This is a genomic window from Roseicyclus marinus (assembly GCF_030163795.1).
Classification (GTDB): Bacteria; Pseudomonadota; Alphaproteobacteria; order Rhodobacterales; family Rhodobacteraceae; genus Roseicyclus; species Roseicyclus marinus.
In genome coordinates, this window is the sequence record NZ_JASJOF010000005.1 from 230155 (window position 1) to 247302 (window position 17148).

Consider the following 17148-nt stretch of genomic DNA (forward strand, 5'->3'; position numbering starts at 1 on the left):
CCATGGGCTACACCCTTATCGGCGCGGTCAAGAGCCGTGCCTTCCGCGTGCTCTGGACACTCGAGGAACTAGGTCTCGACTACGACCACATCGACGCCGCCCCGAGGTCCGAGGCGGTTACCCGCATCAGCCCGGCGGGCAAGGTTCCCGTCCTTGTCGCCGATGGCGTGCCAATCACCGATTCGGTGGCGATCATGACCTATCTGGCCGACCACCATGGCGCGTTGACCTTCCCCGCCGGGACGCTTGACCGGGCGCGGCAGGACAGCCTGACGAACATGATCCTCGACGAATTCGACGCGACGCTCTGGATGGCCGCGAAGCACAGCTTCGTCCTGCCCGAGGACAAGCGCGTTCCCGCGATCAAGGATAGCCTTCAGTGGGAATTCGCCCGCGCCCAAACCAGCCTTGTCGCCCGTATGGCCGAGGATGGCCCGTTTCTTATGGGCGAGACGATGACCATCGCCGACATCCTTCTGGCCCATTGCGGCGGCTGGGCGATCAACGCGAAATTCCCGATCACCGAACCACGGCTGCGCGATCATATCGCCATGATGCGCGACCGCCCCGCGTTCCATCGCGCGCTCGGGGGCTGAGGATCCGGAGCGTTTCGCCGCCCCCCGCGGTCACGCGCACCGCTCCGATCCTTTGGCGTCACAGTCTGGACATGGGCAGAATCGGTTCCCGCCCTTGCGCAACCAGCATGCGGCACCCATACCCTTCATCTTGGTCGAAAAACTCCGGGGGAGTCCGAAGGACGGGGGCAGAGCCCCCTCCTAGCTCTCCCATTTCGCCGCGTGCCGCCCAGCCCAGGCCCCGGTGGCCAGACAGCCCGTGATCAGGTAGCCGCCTGTCGGCGCCTCCCAATCCAGCATCTCGCCCGCGACGAAGACGCCGGGCAGATCGCGGAGCATCAGCCCGTCATCGACGGCCTGTCGCCTCACGCCGCCAGACGTGGAAATCGCCTCGTCCATCGGACGCGGTCCGGCATGCCGGATCTCCAGACCCTTGAGAAGCCGCGCCAGATCCTCGCCCTCGGGCAAGGGCCGCCCAAATTCCTGCACAAGGGCGCGTTTGACCGGATCAAGGCGCAAGGCCTTGGCCATATGCTGCGTCAGGGTCCGCTTGGCTGGCCGCGCCGCCAGTCGCCGGGCCACTTCGTCCATCGACAGATCGGGCAACAGGTCCACGATCAGGGGCGCGCCGTCGCGCAGGTCGGCTGAGACTGCGTAGATCCCGCCGCCTTCCACCCCGCGGGCGGAGACGACGAATTCCCCCCGGTGCCAGCGCCCCGCCGCATCCCGCAGGGCCACCCCTTTGACCGGCAGGCCCAGCAACGGTTCCATATGCGCCGACCAATCGACGACGAACCCCATGTTCGCCGGGCGGAACGGGGCAAGCGCCACGCCCCTTGCCGACAGCAGCCCGGCCCATACCCCGTCCGACCCCAGTCGCGCCCAGCTCGCCCCGCCCAACGCCAGAAGGACGACGCGCGGTGCAATACGGCGCTGCCCCTCTCGCGTGTCGAAAAGCCAATGCTGGCCGTCCCAGCCGACCCAGCGCCAGTGGGTCCGAACCTCCGCACCGATCCGTCCCAGCCAGGCGCGCAGGAGCGGACTGGCCTTCATCGTCACGGGAAAAACCCGACCAGATGAGCCGGTGAACACCGGTTGTCCCAGGTCTTCGGCCCAACGCTTCACCGTCTCTGGCCCGATGTCGGCCAGCATGGGCGCCAGCCACTCTGCGGCATCGCCATAGCCCGACAGGAAGCGCTCCGAAGCTTCGTCCTTGGTCAGGTTCAGCCCGGATTTGCCCGCCATCAGGAACTTGCGCCCGACCGAAGGTTTGCCCTCGACCACGACCACCGACCGCCCGGACCGGCCCATAACCTCGGCCGCCATCAGCCCGGCTGGCCCCGCGCCGATCACCAGGGCGTCGATCCGTTCCGCGCCCTTGTCGAGGGGGTCCGGCGCGCCAGCTTCACCCGTCATGCCCGACCTGCCCATCTGCCCGCTGTGTCTGCGCCCAATCCCGCCCGGCGCCAAGCAAAGCCTGCACCACCTGATCCCGAAGCTGCGCGGGGGCAAGGGTGGCCCGACGATCCTTGTCCACCAGATCTGTCACAACGAGATCCACGCCACCCTTTCCGAGGCCGAACTGGCCCGCAGCTACAACACGCCCGAGGCGTTGCGCGGCCATCCCCGCCTTGCCACGTTCTTCGATTGGGTCGCGAAACGTCCGCCCGATTTCCATTCGAAAACCCCCGGGGCGCGGCGCGGCTGGAAACGGCGCTAACGTGTTGGTTTCGCATGTTCGAGTAGCGCAAGATCGGCTGACGCTGTTGCGCAACATGCTCTAGCGCCCGTCGCACATCGCCTTGATCCGCCGCAGCACGTCCGGATTGCCCGCCATCGCGTCTGTGGCGATGTCGCGCGCCTGTTCGATCATATGCTCGGGCAAGGTGATCCGGTCGATCAGGCCAAAGGCATAGGCTTCGTCCGCCGTGAATTTCTGCCCGCCCATTAACAGGAGCTTGGCCCGCGCGGGGCCCATCAGCGCCACCAGCCGCCCGGGATCCGAGGGTTGTGGCAGGAACCCAAGCTTGGCCACCGGGTAGAAGAACCGCGCATTGGGCACCGCAAGGCGAAGATCGCAGGCCAGCGCCATCCCGAAAGCGCCGCCCGCCAAGGTCCCGTTCAAGGCCGCGATGGTCAGGCAGGGCAGGGCCGCGATCGCACTCGATACCTGTTCCCACAGGGGCGAGGTCGCCAGACCCGCCCGCGCCTCGTCCAGATCGGCACCGGCGGAAAACACCTTGTCGCCGGCCCCCGTCAGGATCAGCGCCTTGATATGCGGGTCGACGGTGGCCTCCATCACGATATCGGCCAGTTGCGACAGCATCGCGGCGGTCAGCGAGTTTGCCTTGTCCGGACGGTTCAGCGTGACGGTCCAAAGCCCGTCCTCGTTCCGGCAGTCGATCATTGGCCGACCCCCACCGCAGCGCGGACGCCCGGTTCGCGCAGCGAAATGTCATCGCCGAGCCAGCGGTCGGCCTCGGGCCCGCACATCCAGACCAGCGCCTTGGCGGCCCATTCGGGGGGGATATGTTCGGACCAGTCCAGTTGGCTGACGCGGTTCACGCCGCTTTCGCGGATCGCCTGCTGCATGTCGGTGGCCACCGTGCCCGGCGACAGGCCCAGCGCCCGGATGCCCTGCCCGCCCAGTTCGGTGTGCAGGCAGGCGGTGAACATCTTGGCCCCCGCCTTTGAGGAGCAATAGGCACTCCAGCCTTCCAGCGCGTTGACGGCCGCGCCGGAACTGACCGTGATGATCGTGCCGCCACCCTGCGCCAGCATCAGCGGCACTGCGGCCCGCGCCCCGTGGAAGACACCCTTGAGGTTGATGTCGATCGCCTGCCCCCAGATGTCGGGGTCCGCCGTGGCGATCCCGGAGATCGGGTCGATAACGCCCGCGTTATTCACCAGCACGTCGAGCCCGCCAAAGGTCGTGACAGCGGCATTCAGCGCCGTCTCGACCTCCCAGTAGCGGGTCACGTCGCAAGGCACGGCCAGCGCTTTCGCGCCAATCTCGCCCGCAAGGCCCGCGATGGCCTCGCGGTCGCGGGCGATCAGGACGACATTCGCCCCGGCCGCCGCAAAGGCACGCGCCGTCGCCGCACCGATTCCCCGGCTTGCCCCGGTGATCGCCACCGTCTTGTCCGCCACCGCACTGGTCATCACCGCCACCTCTTGTCCATACCCTGTTTCCCAAGTGCTAACGCTCCGCGCCGGTCTGGGCCAGCCCCCGGATGCCGGTCACGCCGCAGGATCAGGGTATCCGCACTTGACCCATGCGGGTCTGACCGCGAACATCATAGGGTCACCTGCGCCCTCAGCCCCGGATGGACCCAATGCCCAGAGTCACCGTGTTTTCCCTTATGCTTTCCGCCCTCGCCCTGCCCCTTGCCACGCCCGCGCTGGCCGTCACCGCCGAAGAGCTTTGGGCCGAATGGCAATCGCAAGCGTCCGCCCTTGGCCAGACCATGACCGCGACGGAGGTCGTGCCCGGCAACGGCACCCTCACGCTGCGCGGGTTCAGCACATCCTTTGCCGATCAGAACGTGACGACCGTCGGCCGCCTCGACGAGATCGTCATGACCGAGACCGGCGATGGAGCCGTGTCGATCGACCTGTCGGATGTCTACCAGATCACCATCATCTTCGAGGATCTTCCCGGCGCGCCGCCGGTCAATCTGGGCGTCAACGTGATCATGCCCGATCTGGCCATGACCGCCAGCGGCGAGGCTGGCGCGCGTCTTTACGACTATTCCGCCTCCCGCATCACCATCGAGGAGGGGCCGATCACGGGGGGCAACGGGGCGCCGCCGACGATCGACATGATGATCGGCATCGACGACATGAGCGCGACTTATGAAATCGACGGCAGCAACCCCGAGAACATCTCCTATGTCACCGCGACGGAGATCGGCGGTATCGCCGGGGCCGTCGACGTCCTGCCCCCGCCCGGAGAGCAGGGGCGCCTGAAACTGGTCTTTTCCGTCGGGGCCACGACGGCGACGGGATCCGGACAGCTGGGCAACCTTGCCGCGCTTGCCGCCGCGCCCAACACGATCCCTGCCGATTTCGCCCTGACGGGCGATTTCACCTATGCCGATGCCAGCATCGACGTGACCTTCGAGCACCCGCGAGATGCCTTCAACCTGTTCGCGTCGAACGCGGGCGGTACCATCGCCGCGACCATATCGGACAGCGTTGTCGATTATCGGATCACGGCGATGGGCAGCACGACCCATGTGGCGGCACCCGATCTGCCCGCGCCCGTCAGCTTTGCCGTCGGCAGCGCCGAGATCGCCTTCAGCCTGCCGCTGGCCGCCGCCGCAGAGCCGCAGCCGATGTCCGCGCGGCTGGCCTATCGCGATGTGACCGTGGGGCCGCAGGTCTGGGCGATGGCCGACCCCTCCGGCAGTTTCCCCCGCGACCCGATCACGGTCATCGCCGACCTGACCGGCAGCCTTCAGATCCTGACCGACCTGATGGCCGTGGACCCGATGGCGATGGGGGCACCGCCCGCGGAATTGCGCGCCCTGACACTGAACGAGTTGCAGCTGTCGGTGGGCGGGGCCAGCCTGACCGGGACGGGATCGGCCACCTTCGCGCCCGGCCCGATCCCGATGCCGGTCGGCACGGTGAACCTGCAACTGGCGGGCGGCAACGCGCTGATGGACCGGTTGCAGGCTTCGGGCCTTGTTCCGATCGAACAGATCGCCATGGCGCGCGGTCTGCTGGGGGCCTTTGCCCGGCCCGGAGCCACGCCCGACACGCTGGAAACCACGATCCAGTTCACCGAGGGTGGCGGCATTTCCGCCAATGGCGTGCCGCTCCAGTAACCGCGCGCTCCGCGATCCGCCCGCCCGCGCCAGCGCACGGGCGGGATTTCTTTGCCTTGCAGCGCTTGGGCACTGGCACTACCTCCGATGCTGGCCCGCAAAGCAGGAAGACCTCGCATGTCCGACACACTCGCCCCCCTGACCGAAGCCCTGCTCGACGCCGCGAAGCGCGCCGGGGCCGAGGCCGCCGATGCCATCGCCATCGACGGCACCTCGCTGGAGATCGCGGTGCGCGGCGGCACGCTGGAGCAGGCCGAACGCTCCGAAGGGGTGGATATCGGCCTGCGCGTGCTGATCGGGCGGCGGCAGGCCTGCGTGTCGGCGTCGGACACGCGGCCCGAAACCCTGCGCGAAATGGCCGAACGCGCCGTGACCATGGCCCGCCTTGCGCCCGAGGATCCGACGGTGGGCCTTGCAGATCCGGCGGAACTGGCCGCTGAGCGCGATGCGCGCCATCTCGACATGTCCGACCCGTCGCCCGATCCCGACCCCGCCGCGCTGGAGGAAGCCGCCCGCCGCGCCGAGGCCGCAGCGCTGGCGGTCAAGGGCATCAGCCAAGTCCAGTCCGCAAGCGCGGGCTTTTCCCGCCGCCGGGTGCATCTGGCGGCGACCAACGGCTTTGCGGGCGGCTATGAGCGGTCCGACCACGGGCTTGGCTGCGTCGCCATCACCGGCGAAGGTCTGGGGATGGAGCGTGATTACTGCGGCGATGGGCGCAACCATGCCGCCGACCTGATGAGCCCCGAAGACATCGGGCGGATCTCCGCCGAACGGACCATCGCGCGGGCCGGTGCCCGCAAGCCGCCCACCGGGGCCTATCCGGTCATCTACGACGAACGTATCTCCTCGGGTCTGATCGGGCACCTGCTGGCCGCGACCAACGGCAGCGCCATCGTGCGCGGCGCAAGCTGGGCGCGTGCGCTTCTGGGCGAACAGGTGCTGCCCAAGGGCCTGTCGCTGATCGAGGATCCGCACCGGCCCCGCGCCTCGGCCTCCAAACCCTTCGACGCAGAGGGGCTGCCGACCGCGCGCCGCGTCATCGTCGAGGATGGGGTGCTGACCGGCTGGACCCTTGACCTTGCCACCGGGCGGAAGCTTGGGCTGCCGTCGACCGCCAACGCCAGCCGAGGCACATCCGCGCCCCCCTCGCCCAGCAATGGCAACGTGGCGCTGACGCAAGGGGACATCGACCTTGCCGGGCTGATGGCCGAGATGGGCACGGGCCTTTTGATCACCTCGATGATCGGCTCTTCGATCAACCCCACCACGGGCGATTATTCGCGCGGGGCTTCGGGGTTCTGGGTGGAAAAGGGGCAGATCGCCTATCCGGTCAACGAATGTACCGTGGCGGGCAACCTGCGCGACATGCTGCGCAGCCTGCGCCCCGCGAATGACGCGCGCACCCATCTGAGCCGCGTGGTTCCATCGCTTCTGGTCGAGGGGCTGACCCTTGCCGGTGCCTGATCCGCTGGAGGATCTGGCGCTGCTGGTGGAGGCGGCGCGCGGCGCGGGCCGGATCGCCGCGCGCTATTTCCGCGACGACCCCGAGACATGGGACAAGCCCGACGGTGCCGGCCCCGTGACCGAAGCCGATATCGCCGTCGACGAGATGCTGCGCGACCGGTTGTGCGCGGCGCGCCCCGATTATGGCTGGCTGTCCGAAGAGACGCCCGACAATCCCGAACGCCTGCAGGCCGAGCGTGTGTTCATCGTGGATCCGATCGACGGAACGCAGGCGTTCATCGAGGGCAGCTCCGCCTTTTCCCATTCGCTGGCCGTGGTCGAAGGTGGTGTGGTGGTGGCCGCGGTCGTCTACCTGCCGATCCGGGGAAAGCTTTATGCCGCCGCGCGCGGGCATGGTGCGACGCTGAACGATATGGCCATCCGCGCGGCGGGGGAATGCGCCCTGCACGAGGCCGAGGTTCTGGCGACCAAGCATACGCTGGGACCTGACCATTGGCCGCGCGGCGTGCCGCCCGTGATCCGGGCCTATCGCCCCTCGCTGGCCTACCGGATGGCGCTCGTGGGCGAAGGCCGGTTCGACGGCATGGTGACCTTTCGCCCGACATGGGAATGGGACATCGCGGCGGGGGCGCTCATCATCGCGGAGGCAGGGGGGCGGGCAACGGATGCGACCGGTGCGGTGCTCCGCTTCAACAGCGCGGTGCCGCAGGTGCGCGGCGTGATGGCCGGATCGGCGGGCATTCACGGCGCGCTACTGGCTGCGCGGTCGTGATACGGAGACAGAGTGCGCTGCGCCCGGGCGGCGCTTGACCCCGAACCCGCAATGCCTAGGGTGCGCGCGCCACCCTCCCCGGCCAAGGACCCAGACCATGCCCAACCGCCCATCCCTTGCTCCCGGCGTGATCCGCAGAGCCGCCCCGCGCGCCATGATAGAAGGCTGAGGTCCGCCCGCGATGACGCAATCCCTTGCCCTGTCGCTCTACCTGCTGTGGTCCAGCCTGAACGGGCCGCGCTTTGCCGAACGCAAGCTGCGCGAACGTCTGGCCGAGGGAAAGGAAGACCCCGCCCGCATCGACGAACGGCGCGGCATCGCGGGCCGCCCCCGCCCCGATGGCCCGCTGATCTGGTTCCATGCCGCCAGCGTGGGCGAGTCGGTGGCCCTTTTGGAACTGGTCCGGCAATTGCTCGACGAACACGAGACTCTCTCCGTCCTCGTCACCACGGGAACGGTCACCTCGGCCTCTGTCATGACCGACCGGCTGCCCGATGGCGCGTTGCACCAATTCCTGCCGCTGGATGCCCGGCCCTTCGTGCGCCGCTTTCTCGACCATTGGCGGCCCGATGTGGCGGTCTGGACGGAAAGCGAGCTTTGGCCCGCCCTGATCTGCGAAACCAAGGCACGCGGCATTCCGATGGTGCTTTTGAACGCGCGCATGTCCAAGGCGAGCCATGACCGCTGGCGTTTCCTGCGCGGCATGGCCCGGAGCCTCTTGTCCCGCTTCGACCGCGCGCTGGTGCAAGACAGCCTGACCGAGATCTACCTGCGCCGCCTTGGGTTGCCCGTCGACCGGATGGAGGTCACGGGCACCCTCAAGGAAGGCGCGGCCGCCCTGCCGGTGAAGGCGTCGGAGCTGGAGACCATGCGCGCCGAGATCGGGGGGCGACCTATCTGGGTAGCAGCCTCCACCCATCCCGGCGAAGAGGAAAAGGTGCTGGAGGCGCACCGGCTGGCGATGCGGACGAACCCGCGGCTCCTGCTGATCCTTGTGCCGCGTCACCCCGCACGCGGGGACGAGGTGGCAGGCCTCCTGACGGCGGGCGATTGGGCCTTCACGCGGCGCAGCCTCGGCGAGGGGCCCGAGGCCGAGGCACCCGTCTATCTGGCCGACACGATGGGCGAGTTGGGGCTGTGGTACCGGCTGGCCACTGTCAGCTTCGTCGGCGGCTCTTGGGAACCCATCGGCGGCCACAATCCGTTCGAGCCCGCGGCGCTGGGGTCGGCCATCCTGCACGGTCCCTATGTCACGAATTTCGTCGATATCTACCAGCGCCTGACCGAAGCGCGGGCAGCCCGGCTGGTGTCGGCCCCGCAGGCGCTTGCGACGGCGGTCGATGATCTCCTGTCGCCCGACCGCGCCGCCGCCATGGCCCATGCGGCATGGGAAGTTGTCTCGGCCGGGGCGGATGTGACGGAACGGGCGAAAACCGTCCTCCTCGACATGCTGGACGCGGCCGAAGCCGGTAGAGGGGCGCGGGGCTGATGCGCGCGCCGGGTTTCTGGCACGGCGACCCGGGCCTCTTGTCCGCGATCCTGTCACCGCTGGGGCTGGTCTATGCCGGGGCGACGCGGCGGCGTCTGGCGCAGGGCGCCCGCCTGCGCGTCGGTGTGCCGGTCATCTGTGTCGGCAACCTGAATGCGGGCGGCACCGGCAAGACGCCCGTCGTGATCGCCCTTGCCGAACGACTGCGGGACAGGGGTATCGCGGCCCATGCCGTCAGCCGTGGCCATGGTGGCACCCTTGCGGGGCCGGTCCGGGTCGACGAACGCCGCCATGGTGCGGCCGAGACCGGGGATGAGCCCCTGCTCCTCGCGGCCTTCCTGCCCACATGGGTCGCCAAGGATCGGGCTGCGGGCGCGCAGGCGGCGGTGGCAGCCGGGGCGCAGGTCATCGTTCTGGATGACGGGTTCCAGAACCCGGCCCTTGCTCATGATCTGTCGATCGTCGTGGTCGATGCCCATATCGGCTTCGGCAATGGACGGGTGATCCCGGCGGGCCCCTTGCGCGAACCCGTCGCCACGGGTCTGGCGCGGGCCGATCTGCTTCTGTCGATCGGGGACGAGGCGGCGCAGGCGCGCTTTGCCGGGCGTTGGGGTGGGGGCCTGTCCCTGCCCCATGTCACTGGGCGGCTCGACCCCCTGCCGATGGGCTTATCGATGAACGGCCTGCCGGTGCTGGCCTTCGCGGGCATCGGGCGGCCCGAGAAATTCTTTCAGACGCTGAAGGCGATGGGGGCCGATATCCGCGCCACCCATGCGTTGAGCGACCACCAGCCGCTCAGTGATGCGCTGATGACCCGGATGCTGCGCGAGGCGCGGGCCATCGGCGCGCAGGTGGTGACGACAGAAAAGGACGCGGTGCGCCTGCCCCCCAACCTGCGCGCGCAGGTGATGACGGTGCCGGTGAGGTTGCGGATCGAGGATTGGACGGCCCTGGCTGCGGCATTGGACCGGGCCTTGGGTACGGCCACGTGACCGGTTGAAGATCTGCGTCACGCGACCTGTGGTCAGCGCTCCGACCAATCCGCCTCGTCATCCTGACCCAACACCGGCGCGGGACGGTCCAAGGCCAGCTCCGCATCGGAAAAGCGGAAGGGTGGCCGCACGCCCGGCACGCCACCCGGCGCGATTTGGGCACCCCGTGCCACCACCTGCGGATCGGCGAAGACCTCGGCCAGATCGTTGATCGGCCCGGCCGGCACGCCCTGCGCCTCGCAGGCCGCCAGCAATTCTGCCTTGCCCATGCGCCGGGTCGCCGCGCCCAGAATGTCGGTCAGCGCCGTGCGGTTCGCGATCCGGTCGGCATTGGTCAGGTAATCGGGGTGCTCCGCCAATTCCGGCACCCCCAACACGGCGCAAAGCCGCCGGTACTGCCCGTCATTGCCGGTCGCGATGATGATCCAGCCATCGGCGCAGTCAAAGACCTGATAAGGCACGAGGTTCGGATGGGCATTGCCGAGGCGCTGCGGCGCGACGTTCGTGGCAAGGTAATTCATCGCCTGGTTGGCCATCACGGTCACCGCCGTATCCATCAGGCTGAGGTCGATATGCTGCCCACGGCCCGTGGTCTGGCGCAGATGCAGCGCGGCAAGGATCGCGTTCGAGGCGTAAAGCCCGGTGAAGATGTCGGTGACAGCCACGCCCACCTTTTGCGGCTGGCCACCCGGTTCCCCCGTGACCGACATCAGGCCCGACATGCCTTGGATGATGTAATCATAACCCGCGCGATGCGCGTAAGGCCCGGTCTGACCGAAGCCGGTGATCGAGCAATAGATGAGACCGGGATTGATCGCGCTGAGGCTGGCGTAATCGAGGCCGTATTTCGCAAGGCCGCCGAGCTTGAAATTCTCGATCAGCACATCTGCCCCACGCGCCAGTTCAAGGACGCGCGCGCGACCGTCCTCGGTGCGGAAATCGGCGGTGACCGACCGCTTGCCCCGGTTGCAGGCATGAAAATAAGCCGCCGTCCGGTCGCCCTCCCGCTCGATGAAGGGCGGCCCCCAACGGCGGGTATCGTCGCCCTCGGGCGCTTCGACCTTGATCACCTCGGCGCCAAGGTCAGACAGCGTCTGACCGGCCCAAGGGCCGGCCAGGATGCGTGCCAGTTCCAGCACGCGGACACCGGCGAGGGGTGCCGTCATTGCGCCGCGGCGATGCGCGCGTCGAGGATCGTGGCGAAATCCTCGTAGCTCATGTTCGAATGCATCTCGCCATCGATGACGAAATGGGGCGTGCCGGGGATGTCGTGCACTTCCATGTTCGCCTCGTAGGTGGCGATCATCGCTTGGGCCATGGCTGCATCGGTCAGGCAGGCGTCCAGCTGTTCGTTGGAGAGGCCGGCCACGCGCCCGATCTGGCGCAGGTTCTCGGCCACGGCGCCGGGGGCGCCTTGGGTCCATTCGGCCTGCCGCTGGTAGATCAAGTCGACGATGCCGAAATAGCGATCCGGCCCGGCGCAGCGCGCGACCATCCCGGCCCAAAGTCCGAAACGGTCGAAATAGACCTCGCGGTAGACGAAGCGCACCTGTCCGCTGTCGATGTAGTTTTCCTTTAGCCGCGGCATCGTGTTGCGGTGGAAGCTTGCGCAATGCGGGCAGGTGAAGGAGGCGTATTCGATCACCTCGACCGGCGCATCGGGGTCGCCCAGCACCATTTCCACCACTTCCGGCAGATCGGTCGAGGCCGCGGCCTCCTGCGCATGGGCGGCCTGCGGCAAGAGCGGCAGTTCAGGCGCACCGGCCGGGCGCAGCAGCGCATAGGTTCCGGCGGCCATGACGCCGGCACCGGCGCCCATCATCAGGGTCCTGCGATCCATAAGTCTTGTCTCTCCTTAGGTCTGTCGGGGGGTTAGCACGTTGCGGGCCAGACGCGCGAGGGCCTCTTTCAAGCGCGTGTCCTCGATACCGTCCACCCCTTCCATCGCGCGCGCAAGGCGGGCCGGGTCGGGCGGTGGCGGGGCTTTGGAGGCCGCCGCGCGAAAGGCCACCTGCCCCTCGGCAAAACCGGTTGGGGCTGTCTGGGTGATATGGACATGGGCGATGGCGCGGTAGCCGTAGCTTGCATTCACACGCTCGGCGATCCGGTCCTTCTGCATCTCGAGCACGGGGGCGTTGGACCCGGTGGTCAGCAAAACAAGGGTCCCGCCAAAGCCCCGGCCCCAGGTGATCTTGACCGGCCGCGCGATGGCGGCGATGTCCTCGCCCACGATTTCAGGCCAATGGGTCAGCAGTTTCGCCTCGCCAAAACCGCGCTTTTCGGCGGGGGCCTTCAACGCTCCGGCCAGCAATGCGCCCGCGGTTTCGAACCCGCGCTTGCGGCGGCGCGGCGGCTCTGATGCGGAAGGGGCGGGTTTGCGCGTCATGGGTTGCCTTCGTGATCTTGAGGGCAATCTATGCGGTTACGCGGTGATAACCAATAACAGCCGGCTGGGGAGCTGATAAACCTTGCGTGACGGGTTCTCGGATGCGGCGGTCGCTGCCGCGCTCTTGCCATGGTACGATCGCCATGCCCGCGCCCTGCCTTGGCGCGTCGGGCCCGAGGCGCTGGCGGCGGGCGAGCGCCCCGATCCCTACCGCGTCTGGCTGTCCGAGATCATGCTGCAACAAACCACCGTTGCAGCGGTCAAAGACTATTTCCACCGCTTCACCACGCGCTGGCCGACCGTCACCGCATTGGCCGGGGCCGAGGATGCCGCCGTCATGGCGGAATGGGCGGGGCTTGGATATTACGCCCGCGCCCGCAACCTTCTGAAATGCGCCCGCGTGATCGCCACAGATCACGGCGGAGTCTTTCCCGATACCGAGGACGGTTTACGCAGCCTGCCCGGCATCGGGCCCTATACGGCGGCAGCCATCGCGGCCATCGCCTTCGACCGGCCCGCCGCGGTGATGGATGGCAACGTCGAGCGTGTGCTGGCGCGACTGTTCGCCGTGGAAACCCCGCTGCCCGCGGCGAAACCCGCCCTGCGCCTCTTGACCGAGCGGTTGACGCCCGACACACGGCCCGGCTGCTACGCGCAGGCGGTGATGGATCTTGGCGCGACGGTCTGCACCCCCCGGTCGCCCGCGTGTGGCATCTGCCCGCTGGTCACGATGTGCACGGCCCGCGCGCAGGGCATCGCGGCCGATCTGCCGCGCAAGAGCCCCAAACAGGCCAAGCCCTCCCGGCAGGGCATCGTCTATCTGGTAGAGCGCGCCGACGGGGCGGTCTTGCTGGAAACACGACCTGACAAGGGCCTGCTGGGCGGGATGCTGGGCTGGCCCGGCACCGACTGGACGGACATGCCGCCGCAAGATGCACCCCCCGTCGCCGCCGATTGGCATGATCCCGGGCTGGAGGTGCGCCACACCTTCACCCATTTCCACCTGCGCCTGCGCGTATGTCTTGGCCGTGTCGCACAAGACGCGCAGCCAGACAGGGGCAGTTTTCACCCCCGCGCCACCTTTCACCCCGCCAGTCTGCCCACGGTCATGCGCAAGGCATGGGACGTCGCGGCAGGGGCGTGGCCCGAGGATTGACGGATCGCGGGCCGCACCCCATCCTTGTCTGTGCAAAGACACGAGGCCCCGATGATCCCCGCCCCACAGGTCGCCCGCATCAGCCGCGCGGCTCCATTCTGGATGTCGCTGGGCCTTTTTCCGCTCTTGGCTCTTGTCGCTTGGCAGGGGGGCTGGTGGGTGCTCTTGATGCCGCTTTCGACATGGTGGCTGTTCACAGGCCTCGACGCGGTTCTGGGCCTGAATACCGAGAATGCCGACCCCGCCACGCCCGACGATCACTTGCGTTGGTATCGGCTGGTCACGCTGATCTGGTTTCCGCTGCAATTCGTCACGATCTTTGCCCTGATCTGGTACGCGACGCGGGCTGACCATCTGTCGACGCTCGAACAATTTGGCCTGTTCTTCGGCGTGGGGGTGATGTCGGGCACGATCGGGATCAACTATTCCCATGAACTGATGCACCAGAGAAACCGGCTGGAACGCGGGTTGGCCGATCTGCTGCTGGCAACCGTTCTCTATTCCCATTTCCGGTCCGAGCACCTTCTGGTCCACCATCGCCATGTCGGCACCGCGCGCGACCCGGTGACGGCGCGATACAACGAGGGGTTCCACCGCTTTTTCCCGCGCGTCCTGCGCGAAAGCCTGATCAGCGCCTTTCAGGCCGAAAAGGCGATGCTGGCGCGCAAGGGAAAGCCTTGGACCGACCGGTCGAACCCGTTCTGGCGCTATTGGGCGTTGCAGGGCGGCTGTCTCCTGCTGGCGTTTGCGCTGGGCGGTTGGATCGGGGTTGGGCTGTTCGTCTTTCAGGCCGCCGTCGCCATCTGGCAGCTGGAGCTGACCAATTACGTCGAACATTACGGGCTCACGCGAAAGCATCTGGGCGACGGAAAATACGAGCATGTCCTGCCGCGTCATTCGTGGAACGCGGCGCACAAAGCCTCGAACTGGCTTTTGATCAACCTGCAACGCCATTCGGACCATCACTACAAGCCCGACCGCCGCTTTCCGCTGTTGCAGAACTACACAGAAGATGACGCCCCGCAATTGCCCTTCGGCTACCCGGTGATGACCATTGCCGCGATGATACCGCCGCTTTGGCGTCGCGTGATGAACCCTCGCGTCAAGGCATGGCGGAAACGCTACTATCCCGAGATCACGGATTGGCATCCCTATAACAAGGGGCTGAACCCGTTGCCGCGTTAAGGGGACTGGTTTCGGCGCTTTGCCGGTCCTAGGCTGGGCGCATGTTGGTGCCGTTCCTCTTGTTTCTCGTATCGCTCGGCGGTGTTCTGGCCGCTTTCCTTCTTCCCGGCTGGTCCGATCTGATCCTGCTTGCGGGGCCCGCGGCGCTGGCCAGTCTGTGGCTTCTGGCGCGCGCGGCATTTGCAGGCAAACCGGCGCAGTCGGGGTCCACGACCCGACGTCGCTGGCACACCATCGCCCGACCGTCATGGATCGTCGTCGATGGGTCGAACGTGATGCATTGGCAGGATGAAACGCCGCGGATCGAGCCGCTGCGCGATGTTCTCGGCCACCTCGACCGGCTCGGGTTTACGGCGGGCGTCGTCTTCGATGCGAATGCCGGCTATCTGCTGGCGGGCAAATACCAGCATGACGAGGCCTTTGGCCGCCTGCTGGGCCTTCCCGATGATCGCATCATGGTCGTACCCAAGGGAACGCCCGCCGATCCAGTGATCCTGACCTCGGCCCGCGATCTTGGGGCGCGGGTCGTGACCAATGACCGCTACCGCGACTGGGCCGACGACTACCCCGAGATCGCCCGCCCCGGTTTCCTGATCCGGGGCGGCTATCGGGGCGGCAAGCTTTGGCTCGACCTCGAGTCGGCCGGATCTGCCGCGCGCACACCCGAACCGGTCTGACCGCACCAAGGGGGCCATCAGACGCGTTCAGCCAGCCAGACCCGAACTGCGGGATCGTCTGTCAGCGCGATGGCCCGTGCCCTTGCGGCCTGCGCCCCGGCCCCGTCGCCTGCCCGGAGGCACAGGTCAAGCCGGGCCGCCCACCACGGCTGATATCCCGCCACCCGGTCGGGCGGCATCGCGTCGAGGATCTGCAATCCCCGCTCAGGCCCATGGGCCGCGCCATGCACCACGGCGCGCGAGACCTCCGCCCCGAGACTTGGCCAGCGCGTCACAAGGAAATCGTAAAAGGCAGCCAGAACCTGCGGATCGCCCGCCTGCTCCCGGGGGGCCTGCACCTGCACCGACTGGATCGCGGCCTCGGTCTGGAATCGCCCCGGACGGCCGAGGGCTGCGGCGGCTGTCAGGGCGCGCTCCGCCTCGGCCACCATCGCGCCATCCCAGCGCGCGCGGTCCTGTTGGTCAAGCGGCACATAGGCGCCATCGGCGGCACGCCGGGTGGCCCTGCGCGCCTCGCAATACAGGATCAGGGCCAACAGCCCAAGCGGTTCGGGCTGGTCCGGCATCAACCCCACGATCACCCGCGCGAGATAAAGCGCCTCGCCCGCCAGATCCTCGCCCGCGCGACCGGCGGGCAGGCCGCCCGGAACCTCCCAGCCCAGTCCGTAGGCGGCGTAGACGGCCATCAGCACATCGTCGAGCCGCCCCTCCAGCTCCGCGCCTTCGGGCACGCGAAAGGGGATGCCCGCGGCCCGGATCTTGGCCTTGGCGCGCGTGAGCCGCTGGCCCATGGCGGCGGGTTGCACGACAAAGGCGCGGGCGATGCGCGCGGCATCCAGCCCGATCACGCTTTGCAAGATCAGGGCGCTGCGCACGGACCGGTCGATGGCGGGATGCGCACAGGCGAACATCAGTTTCAGCCTCTCGTCCGGAAAATCATGCGCGGCCCGGTCCATCGCTTCCTCCATCATCAGGTCGAGCAGGGGCATGGCGGCTGCGGCATGATTGGCCGCACGCGCGCCCTTGCCCGCAGCCCGTCGCGCCACGGTCAAAAGCCAGGCTTCGGGGCTGTCCGGAATGCCGGTCTCCGGCCAGCGGCGCAGCGCCGTGGCAAAGGCCTCGGCCAGCGCATCCTCGGCCGAGGCAATGTCGCGGGTCCGGGCGGCCACATAGGCCAGGAGCCGCCCGTAACTGTCTTGCGCGGTGCGCGCGACCACAGCGCGGGCCGCGGTGTCGCGCGCACCGGTGCTGGTCACAGCAGCATGTCGGCCGGCATCACCGGCCTCACCTCGACCGAACCGGCAAGCGCCGCGGGCGACCGCCCGGCCCAATCGATGGCCGCATCCAGATCGGGCACCTCGATCACGAAATAGCCGCCAAGCTGTTCCTTGACGTCTGGAAAGGGCCCATCCTCGATCAGGCGTGCGCCGTCGCGTTGGCGCACGATGGTGGCTGTCGAGGGCGGCAAGAGGCCGTCCCCCTTGACGATGACGCCGGCGGCGCGCATCGCCCCGATATAGGCGCCCCAAGCACCCCAATATGCGCCCTGCTGATCGGGATCCTGGCGTTTGTCGAATTCCGCCAGTGGTTCGCGGAAGATGATCATGTACTGCATTTCGG

General features: G+C 67.9%; 18 protein-coding genes. 10 read left to right on the forward strand and 8 right to left on the reverse strand.

The features are described from left to right. The first annotated feature begins 2 nt into the window (after window positions 1-2). Window positions 3-596 carry a glutathione S-transferase family protein gene (locus QQK63_RS09975; protein ID WP_277824783.1) on the forward strand — a complete coding sequence of 198 codons (594 nt, stop codon included), beginning with the start codon at window positions 3-5 and terminating at the stop codon, window positions 594-596. 180 nt (window positions 597-776) lie between these two features. Here QQK63_RS09975 and QQK63_RS09980 read toward each other — a convergent pair whose 3' ends face one another. Continuing rightward, entirely contained in the window at window positions 777-1991 is a 1215-nt protein-coding gene (locus tag QQK63_RS09980) for a TIGR03862 family flavoprotein (protein ID WP_277824785.1), read from the reverse strand. On the opposite strand from QQK63_RS09980, the gene QQK63_RS09985 reads away from it, so the two are divergent. Beyond that, window positions 1990-2295, forward strand: a complete 306-nt coding sequence (locus tag QQK63_RS09985; protein WP_277824787.1) for an HNH endonuclease family protein — start codon at window positions 1990-1992, stop codon at window positions 2293-2295. The two genes, QQK63_RS09980 and QQK63_RS09985, sit on opposite strands and share 2 nt — an antisense overlap. Before the next feature lie 60 nt (window positions 2296-2355). On the opposite strand, the gene QQK63_RS09990 is transcribed toward QQK63_RS09985, so the two are convergent. Then, window positions 2356-2982 (reverse strand): enoyl-CoA hydratase/isomerase family protein, encoded by a 627-nt coding sequence (locus QQK63_RS09990; RefSeq protein WP_277824789.1) that lies wholly within the window; start codon window positions 2980-2982, stop codon window positions 2356-2358. Further along, window positions 2979-3737 carry an SDR family oxidoreductase gene (locus QQK63_RS09995; RefSeq protein WP_277824791.1) on the reverse strand — a complete coding sequence of 253 codons (759 nt, stop codon included), beginning with the start codon at window positions 3735-3737 and terminating at the stop codon, window positions 2979-2981. Before QQK63_RS09995 ends, QQK63_RS09990 begins: the two co-directional genes overlap by 4 nt. Window positions 3738-3910: 173 nt before the next feature. Here QQK63_RS09995 and QQK63_RS10000 point away from each other — a divergent pair, with 173 nt between their 5' ends. The 5 genes from QQK63_RS10000 (at window position 3911) to lpxK (ending at window position 10124) form a co-directional block, all read left to right on the forward strand. Continuing rightward, window positions 3911-5407, forward strand: coding sequence for a DUF2125 domain-containing protein (locus tag QQK63_RS10000; protein ID WP_277824793.1), 1497 nt, complete (start codon window positions 3911-3913; stop codon window positions 5405-5407). 117 nt (window positions 5408-5524) lie between these two features. Continuing rightward, window positions 5525-6871 carry a TldD/PmbA family protein gene (locus QQK63_RS10005; RefSeq protein ID WP_277824795.1) on the forward strand — a complete coding sequence of 449 codons (1347 nt, stop codon included), beginning with the start codon at window positions 5525-5527 and terminating at the stop codon, window positions 6869-6871. Beyond that, a complete protein-coding gene (locus QQK63_RS10010) occupies window positions 6858-7643 on the forward strand; it encodes an inositol monophosphatase family protein (RefSeq protein ID WP_277824797.1) in 786 nt (261 codons plus the stop codon). Before QQK63_RS10005 ends, QQK63_RS10010 begins: the two co-directional genes overlap by 14 nt. Before the next feature lie 181 nt (window positions 7644-7824). Next, complete coding sequence (locus QQK63_RS10015; RefSeq protein ID WP_277824799.1) at window positions 7825-9132, forward strand: 3-deoxy-D-manno-octulosonic acid transferase; 1308 nt, start codon at window positions 7825-7827, stop codon at window positions 9130-9132. Beyond that, complete coding sequence (lpxK, locus tag QQK63_RS10020; RefSeq protein WP_277824801.1) at window positions 9132-10124, forward strand: tetraacyldisaccharide 4'-kinase; 993 nt, start codon at window positions 9132-9134, stop codon at window positions 10122-10124. The genes QQK63_RS10015 and lpxK overlap by 1 nt, the downstream gene beginning before the upstream one ends. 32 nt (window positions 10125-10156) lie before the next feature. Here the strand turns inward: lpxK and QQK63_RS10025 are convergent, their stop codons facing one another. From QQK63_RS10025 to QQK63_RS10035, 3 genes are read right to left on the reverse strand one after another with little or no spacing between them, the layout of a single operon-like run. Continuing rightward, complete coding sequence (locus QQK63_RS10025) at window positions 10157-11290, reverse strand: CaiB/BaiF CoA transferase family protein (protein WP_277824803.1); 1134 nt, start codon at window positions 11288-11290, stop codon at window positions 10157-10159. After that, the gene (locus QQK63_RS10030) at window positions 11287-11964 is read right to left on the reverse strand and encodes a DsbA family protein (RefSeq protein ID WP_277824805.1); all 678 of its coding nucleotides are present in this window, start codon (window positions 11962-11964) and stop codon (window positions 11287-11289) included. Before QQK63_RS10030 ends, QQK63_RS10025 begins: the two co-directional genes overlap by 4 nt. 15 nt (window positions 11965-11979) lie before the next feature. Next, window positions 11980-12510 carry a DUF721 domain-containing protein gene (locus tag QQK63_RS10035; RefSeq protein ID WP_277824807.1) on the reverse strand — a complete coding sequence of 177 codons (531 nt, stop codon included), beginning with the start codon at window positions 12508-12510 and terminating at the stop codon, window positions 11980-11982. Window positions 12511-12592: 82 nt separating this feature from the next. Here QQK63_RS10035 and mutY point away from each other — a divergent pair, with 82 nt between their 5' ends. From mutY to QQK63_RS10050, 3 genes are read left to right on the forward strand one after another with little or no spacing between them, the layout of a single operon-like run. Continuing rightward, window positions 12593-13666, forward strand: a complete 1074-nt coding sequence (gene mutY / locus QQK63_RS10040; RefSeq protein ID WP_277824809.1) for an A/G-specific adenine glycosylase — start codon at window positions 12593-12595, stop codon at window positions 13664-13666. A gap of 51 nt (window positions 13667-13717) precedes the next feature. Beyond that, a complete protein-coding gene (locus tag QQK63_RS10045) occupies window positions 13718-14851 on the forward strand; it encodes an alkane 1-monooxygenase (protein ID WP_277824810.1) in 1134 nt (377 codons plus the stop codon). 41 nt (window positions 14852-14892) lie between these two features. After that, window positions 14893-15528: an NYN domain-containing protein gene (locus QQK63_RS10050; protein ID WP_277824812.1), complete on the forward strand. Its 636-nt coding sequence runs from the start codon at window positions 14893-14895 to the stop codon at window positions 15526-15528. Window positions 15529-15545: 17 nt separating this feature from the next. Here QQK63_RS10050 and QQK63_RS10055 read toward each other — a convergent pair whose 3' ends face one another. Beyond that, entirely contained in the window at window positions 15546-16784 is a 1239-nt protein-coding gene (locus tag QQK63_RS10055) for an RNA polymerase sigma factor (protein WP_277824814.1), read from the reverse strand. Continuing rightward, window positions 16781-17143 carry a YciI family protein gene (locus QQK63_RS10060; RefSeq protein WP_277824816.1) on the reverse strand — a complete coding sequence of 121 codons (363 nt, stop codon included), beginning with the start codon at window positions 17141-17143 and terminating at the stop codon, window positions 16781-16783. The genes QQK63_RS10055 and QQK63_RS10060 overlap by 4 nt, the downstream gene beginning before the upstream one ends. Between the last annotated feature and the right edge of the window lie 5 nt (window positions 17144-17148).